General features: G+C 72.4%; 11 protein-coding genes. 3 read left to right on the top strand and 8 right to left on the bottom strand.

Going from position 1 to position 12,569, the window contains the following annotated elements; all coding sequences use genetic code 11:
- Positions 1–89: 89 nt before the first annotated feature.
- Entirely contained in the window at positions 90–971 is an 882-nt protein-coding gene (locus tag PSED_RS16185; protein WP_013675329.1) for an NmrA family NAD(P)-binding protein, read from the top strand.
- 358 nt (positions 972–1,329) lie between these two features.
- Here PSED_RS16185 and PSED_RS16180 read toward each other — a convergent pair whose 3' ends face one another.
- From PSED_RS16180 to PSED_RS16165, 4 genes are read right to left on the bottom strand one after another with little or no spacing between them, the layout of a single operon-like run.
- Positions 1,330–2,109: a crotonase/enoyl-CoA hydratase family protein gene (locus tag PSED_RS16180; RefSeq protein WP_013675328.1), complete on the bottom strand. Its 780-nt coding sequence runs from the start codon at positions 2,107–2,109 to the stop codon at positions 1,330–1,332.
- Positions 2,106–3,266, bottom strand: a complete 1,161-nt coding sequence (locus PSED_RS16175; RefSeq protein ID WP_013675327.1) for a CaiB/BaiF CoA transferase family protein — start codon at positions 3,264–3,266, stop codon at positions 2,106–2,108. The genes PSED_RS16180 and PSED_RS16175 overlap by 4 nt, the downstream gene beginning before the upstream one ends.
- The gene (locus tag PSED_RS16170) at positions 3,263–3,661 is read right to left on the bottom strand and encodes a Zn-ribbon domain-containing OB-fold protein (protein ID WP_013675326.1); all 399 of its coding nucleotides are present in this window, start codon (positions 3,659–3,661) and stop codon (positions 3,263–3,265) included. The genes PSED_RS16175 and PSED_RS16170 overlap by 4 nt, the downstream gene beginning before the upstream one ends.
- Positions 3,658–4,824 (bottom strand): thiolase C-terminal domain-containing protein, encoded by a 1,167-nt coding sequence (locus PSED_RS16165; RefSeq protein ID WP_013675325.1) that lies wholly within the window; start codon positions 4,822–4,824, stop codon positions 3,658–3,660. The genes PSED_RS16170 and PSED_RS16165 overlap by 4 nt, the downstream gene beginning before the upstream one ends.
- A 54-nt stretch (positions 4,825–4,878) precedes the next feature.
- Between PSED_RS16165 and PSED_RS16160 the strand changes: the two genes are divergently transcribed.
- On the top strand, positions 4,879–5,655 hold the full coding sequence (locus PSED_RS16160; RefSeq protein WP_013675324.1) for an IclR family transcriptional regulator: 777 nt from the start codon (positions 4,879–4,881) through the stop codon (positions 5,653–5,655).
- Positions 5,656–5,730: 75 nt separating this feature from the next.
- A complete protein-coding gene (locus tag PSED_RS16155) occupies positions 5,731–6,954 on the top strand; it encodes a CaiB/BaiF CoA transferase family protein (RefSeq protein WP_013675323.1) in 1,224 nt (407 codons plus the stop codon).
- Positions 6,955–6,965: 11 nt separating this feature from the next.
- Here the strand turns inward: PSED_RS16155 and PSED_RS16150 are convergent, their stop codons facing one another.
- From PSED_RS16150 to PSED_RS16135, 4 genes are all read right to left on the bottom strand, one after another.
- On the bottom strand, positions 6,966–8,153 hold the full coding sequence (locus PSED_RS16150) for a CaiB/BaiF CoA transferase family protein (protein ID WP_158511315.1): 1,188 nt from the start codon (positions 8,151–8,153) through the stop codon (positions 6,966–6,968).
- Positions 8,154–8,158: 5 nt separating this feature from the next.
- Positions 8,159–9,301 (bottom strand): ABC transporter ATP-binding protein, encoded by a 1,143-nt coding sequence (locus PSED_RS16145; RefSeq protein ID WP_013675321.1) that lies wholly within the window; start codon positions 9,299–9,301, stop codon positions 8,159–8,161.
- A 74-nt stretch (positions 9,302–9,375) separates the two neighbouring features.
- Positions 9,376–11,091: an ABC transporter permease gene (locus PSED_RS16140; RefSeq protein WP_013675320.1), complete on the bottom strand. Its 1,716-nt coding sequence runs from the start codon at positions 11,089–11,091 to the stop codon at positions 9,376–9,378.
- An 84-nt stretch (positions 11,092–11,175) separates the two neighbouring features.
- The gene (locus PSED_RS16135; protein ID WP_013675319.1) at positions 11,176–12,288 is read right to left on the bottom strand and encodes an extracellular solute-binding protein; all 1,113 of its coding nucleotides are present in this window, start codon (positions 12,286–12,288) and stop codon (positions 11,176–11,178) included.
- Positions 12,289–12,569 lie beyond the last annotated feature (281 nt).

The raw sequence follows: 12,569 nt of genomic DNA, 5'->3' as shown, positions 1-12,569 counted from the left end.
TCGACAAGCGGGGTGGCCCTCGATATCGTAGCCCCAAGCATAAACGGGGTGGTACCCCATTTATGATGATCGAGCACAGGAGCCCACTCATGAGTGAATTCGTACTGGTCACGGGCGCGACGGGGCAGCAGGGCGGCGCCGTGGCACGAGCCCTCGTCGCGGCCGGGACGCCGGTCCACGCCCTCGTCCGCGACCCGGACAGCCCCCGCGCCCGGGCGCTGACCGACCTCGGCGTCGAGCTGGTCCGCGGCGACCTGGACGAGCCGGAGTCGCTGAAGCCCGCCCTCGACGGTGCCCGCGGCCTGTTCTCGATCCAGAACCCGGACTTCACCGATCTGGCCGGGGACACCGAGATCGTCCGCGCCCGGGCCCTCGCCGCGGCCGCCGCGGCGGCGGACGTCCCGCAGATCGTCCACACCTCGGCCTCAGGGGCCACCCGCCTCATCGACGAGGAGCGCTGGGGCCCGTTCGTCCGACACGCGTTCCGGGTCAAGGCCCTCACCGAGGACGCGCTGCGCGAGGCGGGCGCAGCCTCGACCACGATCCTGCGCCCGTCGGCCTTCCTGGAGAACTTCCTGGCGCCGTCGTACTTCTACGCGCCGGGATCGAGCGAGAAGCTCCTCGTCGGCTACGACGTGGACGTCCCGCAGGCCTTCGTCGCGGTCTCCGACATCGGAGCGGCGGCGGCCGCCGCGTTCGCCGACCCGGACCGGTTCGACGCCGTCGAGCTGGAGCTGGCGAGCGAGCGGATCAGCCTGCGCGAGGCCGCCGCGACCCTGTCCCGGGTGTGGAAGCGGCCGCTGACGCTGCCGGAGAGCCGCGACGCGGCGATCGCGGACGGACTCGCCGAGGTCTTCCAGCAGTCGCAGGGCTACCTGAGTGCCCACCCCGCGCCGGCGTTCCCGGAGTACCAGCGTGTGTTCGGCCTGGAGCCGACATCCCTGGAGGAGTGGGCGCACCGCGTCGCCTGAGCCGGTTCCCGCGGACGGACACGTCGGCTCGGGAGCACGGCGGCCGGCTCGCGGACCGCCGCCGAGACGTCACACCCGGTTCGAGACAGCCGAACACGAGGGATCGACGAACACTACCGCGACCGTCCGCGGATCGCGGTCGCCGTCTCGTCCGGCCCGGCCGAACCGGGTCCGGTACCCGGGCCGAGGGCACGGAGGTGCACCGACGACTTCGACCGCCCACGAATTTGGTCGGCGGGCCCGAGACGAGACGCCGACCTGTTCCCGGGCGAGGTCCCCGAGGTCGAGGACCGCCCGGCGACGCCGTGTCCCCGGTCCGCCCCGCGGTACGGCGACACGTCGTTCGGGCACGGCGCGCTCAGCGGCCCGTCCATCTCGGAGACCGCTTCTCCAGGAAGGCGCGGGCCCCCTCGGCGGCGTCCGCGGAGGTGCGCACACTCATGGCGAGGTCCGCCTGCCGCGCGAACCCCGCGGCGTCGGCCGACCAGCCTGCCGCCAGCACCTGTTTCGTCGCGGCAACCGCGAGCGGCCCGTTCGCGGCGATCCGGGCCGCCAGATCGCGCGCGGTCGCCAGGGCCTCCCCCTCGGCGACGAGGCGGTTCACCATCCCGAAGCCGTGCGCGTCGACGGCGGAGAACCGGTCGCCGAGCAGCGCGATCTCCATCGCCCGATGGTGCGGGACCCGGCCGGACAGCCGCAGCAGTCCGCCGCCCGCCGCGATGAGTCCCCGCTTCACCTCCGGCAGCCCGAAGACCGCGGACCGAGCCGCGACCACGAGGTCGCAGGCCAGCACGATCTCCATGCCGCCACCCAGCGCGGGGCCCTCGACGGCGGCGATCAGCGGCGTCGTCGGCGGTCGTTCCACCAGCCCGGCGAAGCCGCGACCCTCGACGCTGGGCCGCTCGCCGGTGCCGAACGCCTTGAGATCCATCCCGGCGCAGAAGAAGCCGCCCGCGCCCGTGAGGATCCCGGCGCGCAGCTGCGGATCGGCGTCGAGCCGGTCCATCGCTGCGGCCACCCCCTCGGCCACGGCGCGGTTCACGGCGTTGCGGACCCGCGGCCGGTTGATCGTCACCACCAGCACGCCGTCGGCGGCCTCGACCAGCACCGCGTCCTCCGACGTCGACGAGCCGCTCATGCCCGGACCCCTCCCAGTACCGCGTCGGTGTGCTCGCCGAGCCGCGGCGTCGGGGTGGTGCCGGCGGGGACGAAGCCGCGGTACCGGGCGGGGGTCCGGACCGCGAGCTCGGTGCGGGCCCCCTCCCCCACCGTGACCGCCAGGGCCGCCTCGGTGAACGCCGCCGACCGGATCACGGACCTCCACGTACGGACCGGCGAGGCCATCACCCCCGCAGCGGTGAGGACCTGCACCCACTCGGCCACGGTGTGCCCGGCCAGTGCGTCCTCCAGCGCGGCGGCCAGCTCGACCGGGTGGCGCGCCCGTTCGACCTGGTCGACGAACCGGGGGTCGGTGCGCAGGTCGGGGCGACCGAGGGCCTCGGTGAGCAGCGTCCAGTGCCTGGGCACGTAGGCGAAGAGCATCAGCCACCCGTCCGCGGCGCGGAACGGACCGGACGGGGCGACGGCCAGCGACGCCCGCCCGGTCTCGGTCAGGTGGGCGTGTTCCGGCGCGGTGTGCAGCTGGCGCGTGATGTGCGGAGCCTGCAGGCTCACCGCGACGTCGTAGAGGGCGACCTCGACGACGTCGCCTTCTCCATGCCGCTCGCGGGCCAACAGCGCGGCCAGGATCGCCTGCGCCAGTACGTGCCCGGCGGCGGCGTCGACGACGGTGGGCGCCGGCAACAGGGGCCTGCCGTCAGCCCCGGTCAGGCCGGTGAGCAGGCCGGACTCGGCCTGGATGAGGGCGTCGATGCCCGGTCGCCGGTGCTGCTCGCCGTCGCCGGAGAAGGCGCACAACGAGGCGTGGACGAGCCGGGGGTTGCGCCGGCGCAGCACGTCCGCGCCCAGCCCGAGCCGGTCGAGGACGCCGGGACGGAAGCCCTGCACGAACACGTCCGCGGTATCGGCCAGTGCCAGCAGCCGCGTGACGTCGTCGGCGTTGCGCAGGTCGAGGACCACGGACTTCTTGCCGCGGTGATGGGGCAGGAAGTACGGCCGCAGCTCCTCCTGGCCCGGGATCGTGGAACGGATGTTGCGGCCGGCCTCACCGCCGGGCGGTTCGATCTTGACGACCTCGGCGCCGAGGTCGACGAGCACCTGCCCGGCGAGCGGGCCCGCGACGTTGGACGTCAGGTCGAGGACCCGCATCCCGGACATCGGGCGGCGGTCGGTCACGGTCCCTCCAGGGTGCCGACGGGGTACGACGCACCCTCGGCCGGGTGCGCGAAGGTGATCCGGACGGGCGATCCGGCCACGGGGGTCGCCGGTTCCGCCCCGGTGAGCCTGACCTGCAGCCACGGGCCCTCGGCCAGCTCGACGAGTGCGGTGCGGAACGGCAGCGAGTCGGCGAAGGCCGGATGTGGCGCGGCGTGCACGACGGCCCAGGACACGAGGACGCCGCGGCCCGCGGCGGGGACCCATTCCAGTGGGCCGCAACAGGTCGCGACCTCCGGTGGGTGCCAGGTGCCGCAGGAGACGCAGCGCGGGAGCAGCAGCCGGTCCCGGGCGGCGGCGGCGAAGAAGGGCGCGGTCGCGGAGTCGGCCTCGATGGCGGGTCCGGGGACGGTCATCGTCGCTCCTCCCGGGGGTGCGGGGACAGGATCACGGTCGAGTGGTGGTCGAGGATGCCGCCGTTGCCGCTGACCATGATCACGTCGCGACGGGAAACCTGGCGTTCGCCCGCGTGGCCGCGGGCCTGGGTCACGGCCTCGGTGAGCGGTGTCATGCCCCAGAGGTAGTAGCCGGAGAGCTGGCCGCCGCCGGTGTTCACGGGCAGCGGGCCACCGGGAGCGGTGTGGCCGGCGGCGACGAAGGGCCCGCCCTCGCCCTTGGCGCAGAAACCGTAGTCCTCCAACGTGACGACGACGGTGTAGGTGTAGCAGTCGTAGAGCTCGAGCAGGTCGACGTCGGCCACCCGCAGCCCCGCCCTGCGCAGTGCCTCCGGGCCGGCGGTCGCGGCGCCCGTCGTCAGGCCGAAGCCGGACCCGCGCGTGGCCGGCTGCCCCGGGTGTCCCTGCGCGAGGCCGAGGACGTGCACGGGTGGCTGAGCGAGGTCGGCCGCCCGATCCGCCCGGGTGACGACGACCGCGGCGCCACCGTTGGACACCAGGCAGCAGTCGAGCAGGTGCAGCGGTTCGGCGATCCACCGCGAGGCCTGGTGCTGTTCGAGGGTGAGCGGCTCGCGCTGCTGCGCAAGGGGGTTGAGCGCGGCCCACCTCCGCTGCGCGACGGCGACTGCGCCCAGCTGTTCGCTCGTGGTGCCGTAGGCCTGCATGTGCCGACGGGCGGCCAGCGCGTACTGGACCGTCGGGTTCCCGCCCGCGACCGTGCGCAGCGCGGCGGCGCCGCTCAGCGCGTACCGGCGACGACCGGCGTAGGCGGCCCCGGCCGACTCCCCCGCGCGGAGCGGGGCATCGGCGAAGACACAGGCCACGACGTCGGCGAGGCCGCACGTCACGGCCGCGGCGGCATGGCCGAGCATCGCCCCGGCGCTGGCGCCGAAGGCCTGCATCTCACTGAGCAGACGCAGGTCGCGCAGGCCGAGCCTGCGCTGCAGGGAGACGTCGACGTCTCGGGTCGTGCCCGAGCTGACCAGCAGCCCGTCAACGTCGGCGAGGGTGAGCCCGGCGTCCGCGACCGCGCGCCGCACCGCGTCCGCGACGAAGTCGGGGGCACTGCGGCCGTAGACCCGGCCGACGTCGGTGATCCCGAGGCCGACGATCGCGGCGTCCATCCGGGAGCCCTTCCGTTCTGTTTCATATTTGGAACACAGTGCTAAATTTGCAACGTGACTGTAGAAACGTCTCCGGACGGGCGTCAAGGCTCGCCCGCCGTCGACTCGGCCGCGCGAATCCTCGAGCTGCTCAGCCGCTACCGCACCCGGACCAGCACACTGTCCGAGATCGCAGCCGCGCTGGAGCTGCCGAAGAGCACGGTGCTGCGGATCCTGCGGACGTTGCAGGCGCACTCGCTCGTCCACCACGACGCGGAGACGCGCCGCTACCAGCTCGGGTTCTTCACCGCCGTCCTCGGGTCACGCGCCGCCGAGGGTCTGGACTCCTTCACCAGAACGCGCCCGTTCCTGACCGAGATCAGCGAGCGGACCGGCCTGACCGCGGCGCTCGTCCAGCGGGTGTCGGCGGACCGGCTGATGTACGTGGCCGAGCAGCACGGCGCCGGGCCGAGCACGGTGCACATCTCCGTCGGCAACCGGTTCCCGATGTTCGAGGTCTCCTTCGGCCGGTGGTGGGTCGCCTTCAGCACACCGGCGGAGCGGGAGGCGCTGGTCCCGGCCGCCCTGCCGGCGGTGACCGACCGCACCCCCACGGACCGGGAGGCCTACCTGCGCGACTGCGCCGCCCTCGGGTCACGCAGCGTGCTGGTGACCCGGGACGAGTACATCCCCGGCGTGTTCACCTCCTCATGCGCCGCCCTGGACCCGCGGGGACAGCTGGAGGGCGTGGTGGTCGCCCTCGGCTTCTCGCAGTCCGTGGACGGCCCCGCCGAGCAGGCCGTGCACACGGTGATGACCGACGTGGCCACTCGGCTCAACGCTCACATCTGACGTTCTGAATCCAATAATTACGATATCGGATCCCATCGTGTAGCCTGGAGTACACCGCGACCTCCGGGAGACCACATGCCTCAAGACCTGCCGTTCGCCGAGCTGGTGGTCGTCGATCTGAGCCAGGGCATCGCCGGCCCCCTCGCCACGATGATGCTCGCCCAGTACGGCGCCACCGTCATCAAGGTGGAACCGCCGGGCGGGGACTGGCTGCGTGCCCCCGCGCAGGTTCCGGGCGGCAACACCGGGGTCACGGTCTCGGGCAACATGGGCAAGCGCAGCATCTGCGTCGACCTCAAGTCGGCGCGCGGCGCGGAGATCCTGCGCCGGCTCGTCACCGGCGCCTCGGTGTTCGTCGAGTCCTTCCGTCCAGGGGTCGTCGGCCGGCTCGGCTTCTCCTACGACGACGTCACGGCGCTGAACCCGGAGATCGTCTACGCCTCCGTCTCCGGTTTCGGCCAGTCCGGCCCGCACGCCCACCGGCCCGCGATGGATCCCGTCCTGCAGGCCTACTCCGGACTCATGACCGAGCACGGGACCTTCCTCGACGGCCCGCACCGGCTGATCACGATCCCGGTGGACCTGACTGCGGCGCTGTTCACCTTCTCGGCCCTCTCGGCGGCGTTGTACGGCAAGCGGGTCCACGGCAAGGGCACCTACCTCGACCTGCACCTGCTGCAGGCCGCGGCCTGGCTGGACCTGCACGCGCTGCACGAACGGCTGCTCCACGACGGGCGGCTCGCTCCCCAGCCGACGATCTACGGCAACTACCGCACGGCCGACGGCGAGATCTTCCTCGCGGCCATGAACGAGACCGAGTGGGCACGCGTGCGCGCCGTCCTCGGGGACGACGAGCGCCTGCTGGCCGACCGCTTCCGCCCCTACGGGGCCCTGCGGGCCCCCGAGCCGCACACCGGCGCGTCGGCGGAGCTGCGCGCCCTGGTGGCCGAGCTGCTGCTCGCGGGGTCCACCGCGGACTGGGTGGAACGGTTCAACGCCCACCGGATCATGTGCGCGCCGGTCAACGACTCGGTGGGCTTCCTGCGGGAGCCGCACGTGGAGCAGCTCGGGCTCTTCGAGCACCTGACCCAGCCGGGCATCGACCGTCCCGTGCCGATCCCGGGCCTCCCCGGCCCGCTCCCGATCCGCGACGGCTCCCGGCGATCGGTGTCGCCGCTGGCCGGTGCCGACACCGCGGACGTGCTCGCCGAGTACGGGTTCTCCCCGGCGGAGGTCGACGAGCTGCTGGCGGCCGGGGTCGTCACCTCCTTCGCGCCCGCGACCGCCACCGCCGAGTAGGCGGCCGGGGCTCACGGGGCGAACACCACACCCGCCCCGTGCAGCCGGTCGATCTCGGCGGACGAACGGCCGCTGAGGCCGAGCAGCTCGCGGGCGCCCTCGCCCAGCGCAGGTGTGCGCGCGACGGCTGTGGCGGTGGGCCGCGCGGCGCCGGGCGGCCCGACGCGCAAGGGTGCCGCAGGGGCGTCCACGACCGAGCCGTCCGGGTGCCGCATCGGCACCACCCCCGCACGCTCCCGCACATGCGGCAGCTGCAGGCCCTGTGCCACGGTGAGTACCGGTGACACGCAGACGTCCTGGTCCGCGAAGAGTGCGAGCCACTCCGCCCGCGGCCGGGTCGCGAGCACACCGGCGACGACGCCGCGCAACCGGTCCTGACGGGAGCGGTCGTACTGCGCGCCCTCGTCGTCGATCCCGGTGAGCGCGCAGAACCGCCGCCAGAAGCGCTCCTCGAGCGCGGCCACCGCGAGCAGCTCACCGTCGGCGCAGGTGTACACGGCGTAGCAGGCGAGCTCGCCGTTGAGCATGCTGGTCCGGGGGCCGACGTCGAGGCCGAGCATGAGGGCCTGCGCCTGGGCGACGACCAGCGCGAACATCGCGCCGTCGAACAGCGAGGACTCGGCGACGAGCCCCGTCCGCGTCCGGCCCGCCTGGTGCACCCCGCTCACCGCGGCGAGCGCGGCCAGGCTCGCCGCCACCCAGTCCGCGACCTGCACCGGCGCCGGGGCCGGTCGATCCTGGCGAGCCATCGACAGCACCCCGGCCATCGCGGCGTAGTTCAGATCGTGGCCGGCGGTGGCGGACAACGGCCCGCCCGAGCCGTAGCCGGGCAGCGTGACGTAGCTCAGTGCGGGATTGCGCTCACGCAGTGCCTCGGCGCCCACGCCGAGCCGATCGGCCACCCCGGGTCGCATGCCCTCGACCACGACGTCCACCACGGAGGCCACGGCGAGGTAGGCCTCCCGGCCCTCCGGCCGACGGACGTCCACCGGGAAGCTCTTCTTGCCACGGTCGAACACGAGGTGGTTGACGCCGACCCCGCGCACCAGCGGCTCCATGGTCCGGGCGTTGTCGCTGCCGTCCACCGGCTCGACCTTCCAGACCTCGGCCCCCAGCTCGGCGAGCAGCCACGTGGTGATGCAGCCGACACCGATCCAGGAGAAGTCGAGCACCCGGACACCGGCGAGCGGACCGGCCACCACGGTCAGGGCACCAGCGACGTGCGGACGCCGTACGACTCCACCAGCCGCCCCGCCTCGTCCTGCTCGTAGAGCAGGGCCGACGAGTGCCGGAACACGACCTCGACCCGGTCCTCGGGACCGAACGGCCAGGCGCGTGCCTTGCCGGAGGCAACGATCCGGCTGTCCCCGACCTGCACGATCCAGTCGCTGCTGTCCCCGCTGTACACGACGTCGGTGACGACGCCCGGGAGCCGTCCGACGTCGGGATCCGCGGGGCCGGCACCGGGTGCGGCGAGGCCCACCTCGGTCGCACGCAGGTAGAGATCGAACCGGGTGCCCGGCAGCTCACCGGCGGCGGGCAGGTCGAGGCGGACGTCGCCGCCGCCGACCACCCAGCGCGCATCCGGGTCCCGGACCAGTTCCAGCCGGTTGCCGATGCCGAGGAACCGGGCGACGTAGGCGCTCGCGGGCCGGGAGAACAGGCTCGCCGGATCGGCCAGCTGCTCCACCTTGCCCTCCTTGAGGACGGCGACGACGGTGCCCAGCTGCATGGCCTCGGTCTGGTCGTGGGTGACGTAGAGCCCGGTGAACCCGAGCGTGCGGTGCAGGTCGCGCAGCTGGTGGCGCAGCTGCGCGCGCAGGCGGTAGTCGAGGTTGGACAGTGGCTCGTCGAACAGCATGAGCCCCGGGCGGGCCACGAGCGCGCGGGCGAGCGCGACGCGCTGCTGCTGCCCGCCGCTGATCGCGGACGGGAGACGTTCGGCCAGCATCTCGCACTCGACCAGCGCGAGCGCCTCACGTGCCTGCCGGCTGCGCTCCTGGCGCGCGATGCCCCGGACCCGCAACGGGTAGGCGACGTTCTGCTCGACGGTCATGTGCGGCCAGAGCGCGTAGTTCTGGAAGACCATGCCGATGTCCCGCTTGTGGGTGGGCACCTGGATGCGCCCGTCGCGCCCGAACATCAGCCGGCCGCCGATCTCGATCGTGCCGCCGTCCGGTGTCTCCAGACCGGCCACGCAGCGCAGGAGGGTGGTCTTGCCGCAGCCGCTCGGCCCGAGCAACACCACCAGCTGACCCTCCGCGACGGTGAGACTCAGGTCGTCCACGGCCCGCACCCCGGCGGAGCCGAACGTCTTCATCAGCCCGTCGATCCGTACTTCGCTCACTCGGTGCTCCAGGAGTGTGAGGGACCCCTGTGAGTGGGGACAGTCGCCTGGCGACCATCGCCACTCACAGGGGTTCAGATCTTGTCGACGGTGTTGCCGCCGGCGATGAGCCATGAGATGCCGATGCCGACCAGCGTCACCGCGAGCATGAGCAGTGACAGGACCGCCACGTTCGGCGCTGTGCCACTGACGGTCTCGTCGTAGAGCAGCGAGCCGATGACCCGCCGCGTCGGGGAGGTCACCATGAGGGACACGGTGAACTCGTGCGCGACGATGATCGTGATCAGCGCGGCGGACACTCCCAGCCCGCTGCGGATCAGCGGGAAGGTGATGCGCCATGCCGTGCTCAGCGAGCCGGCCCCGGAGACCCGCGAGGCCTCGGAGTACTCGGGCCCGATCGCCGTGAGGGCGGAGAGCTGCGGCCGGATCGCGAAGGGAATCGTCAGGGTCACGTAGGCGACGACGACCATCGCGGTGGTGCCGTACAGGGTGAACGGCGGCTCGGAGTAGGTGAAGAGGAACGCGAAGCCGAGCAGGGACACCGGCATGCAGAGCGCGATGCTGGCGAGGACGTCGATGGGCAGCCGGATCACGCCGGGCACCCGGGTGCGCCGCAGCAGCGCGACCGAGACGAGGTAGCTCAGCGGCAGGACCGCCACCAGCGTCAGCAGCAGCGCGGTGAGCGTCGTCGTAATCGCGTCGACCGTGTTCTGGTTGCCCCACACCGCCGCCCAGTTGTCCAGTGTGAACGTCGACGGGGTGATCCGGCCCGACCAGAACGGCGACAGGGAGACGGAGACGAGCGCGACGAGCGGCAGGACGACCGCGACGACGAGGTAGGTGACGATCGGGACGAGGGCCCAGCCCGAGGTCTTCAGCCCGACCTGGCGGGTGCGGGCCGAGACGGACACGTAGCGCCGTTCGTCACGCAGCGCGCGGCGTTGGATCAGGATCACGCCCAGCCCGATGACGAGCAGCGGGAACGCGAGCGCTCCGCCGAGGGCGTAGTCGACCGGGTAGTCGGCGGAGACCTTGTAGACGGCCGTGCTGACGACGTCGATGCGGTCCGGGGTGCCCAGCAGAAGCGGGACGGTGAACTGCCCGAGCGCCAGCAACAGCACGATCGCGGTGGAGTACACGAGCGCGGGCCGCATCATCGGGAGGGTGACCGTGCGGAACGTCCGCCACGGGGACGCGCCGCATGCCGCGGCCGCGGCCTCGAGCTCGGCACCGCGCTGCCGCAGGCTCGCGCTGACGAACATGAACACGAACGAGGTCAGGATCGTCCCGGCCATCAGGATGATGCCGGTCATGGAGTACACGTCCAGCGGCCCGCTGTCCCCCGAGCCGACGCCCCACTCCCGCAGGTACTGGTTGATGATCCCGGTTCGCGGCGACAGCAGGTAGGACCAGCCCTGGACGCTCGCGACCGAGGGCATCAGCAGTGGCACGACCGGCAGTACCGACATCACCTTGTACCACCGCGGCGGCACTCGCGTGATGCACCACGCGAGACCGGTCCCGGCCACCACCGCGACGATCGTCGAGCCGACCGCGATGATCACCGTGTTCAGATAGACGCGCCCGAGATCGCGGTAGCCGAGCAGCCGGTCCACCGCCCCGGACAGGTCCTCGGCGACCCGTGCCTCGAGCTTGATCAGGGGCCAGAGGATCAACGCGGCCATGAGGAGCGCGAGCAGCGCCCATCGTCGGCCTGCGGGTTTCGCCCGGGACCCGGCCGGCGTCTGCGCCGGCCCCGTCGCGGCGTTCCGTTCCTGCGTCAGCGTCACGTCTGGAGTCCTCACTCGCGGTTGCACGGACACGGACCGGCGGGCCGCGCGCGGACGCGTCCGTCCGCGGCCCGCCGGGTCCGCTCAGCCGAGCCGCATCTTCGCGTTCCAGAGGTCGGTCACCCAGGTCTTCTGCTCGGGGCTCAGCACCCCGTCGACGACCGTCGCGCCGTCCGGGATGGAGCGCATCGTCGCCGGGACGGTGCCCAGGTCGGCGAGGGCGAGGGGGGTGAGCAGCGAGCCGCTGCCGTTGAGCGCGATCTGGCCGGCGGGCGAGAGCAGCCAGTTCTGGAACACCTGGGCGGCGTTCGGGTGCTTGGCCCAGCCGACCACGGCCGCGGTCACCGGCGTCGAGATGACGGGGTCGAGGGTCACGAACTTGACCGGCGCACCCTTGGCCGCGAGCGCCTCGATCGTGCCCTTGATGCTGTAGGCACCGACGGCGACCTCACCGGAGGCGATGTCGGTGGCGATCGTGGAGGGCGTGGTGTACAGCCGGGGCTCGAGACCGGCGAGCTGAGCGACCGCGCCGTCCCCGCCCATCTCCTTGGCGGCGAAGTACCACCACTGCTCGGCGGCGGGCGAACCGGTGCCCGGGACGATCCCCAGCGCTCCCTTGAGCTGCGGCTGGAGCAGGTCCTTGTAGGTCGTCACCGAGGGGTTGCCGAGCTTCGCGAGCTGTTCGGTGTTGATCCCGGCACCCAGCGGGGTCGCGGCGACCAGGACGTAAGCGCCGTCGGCGTAGACGTGCTCGCTGCCCTTCCAGTACTTCTCCAGGGCCGGACCGGTGGAGGCGACCAGCGCCCCGCGGTTCGCCTCGAGCCAGGGCTTGGTGGAGACGGTGATGACGTCCGCACCGACCACGCCACCCCCCTTCTCGGCGTCGAGCTTGGTCGTGAGCTCGCCGGAGGTGTACTTGGAGACGACGAGCTTGATGTCGGGGTAGGCCTTCGCCCACGCGGCCTCGAACGCAGGGTTGACGCCGTCGGAGTTGCTGTAGAGGACGACCTGGCCCTCCTGACGGGCGGCGTCGACCACGGACTGCCATGCCGGTCCGCCGCCCTCGTTCGGGTCGATCGCGGATCCGGCCGTCTCGGCCTGGCCACCGCCGGACCCGCAGGCGGCGGCCAGCAGCAGTACTCCTGTGGCGAGGGCCGCCAGGACGGCGGACCCGCGCTTTCGGGGAGAGAGCCTCATTGCCGTCCTTCTCCTCATCTTCGGGGCACGGACGGCGGCTGCCGGCGACCGGATTCGCACCGATGATCGGTACGGGAGAACCGGACAGCGTGCAGCAACTCGTCCGTTGAGGTGGGGCGTGCTGACCGGCTGGGACACTGACGCTTCGCTGGTTACACTTGTCCCTGCAACGTAGCCAGAATCGTATCGAGCGGATACTTTTCCGTCAATATTGGATCCGAACTGAACACGGCCGGTAGCGCCCACAGCGGTTGCTGCAGGTGCCGTTCGCGCTGCGGCCT

It is taken from the genome of Pseudonocardia benzenivorans CB1190 (genome assembly GCF_000196675.2).
GTDB lineage: Bacteria > Actinomycetota > Actinomycetes > Mycobacteriales > Pseudonocardiaceae > Pseudonocardia > Pseudonocardia benzenivorans.
This window is presented reverse-complemented; position numbering and strand designations above follow the sequence as displayed.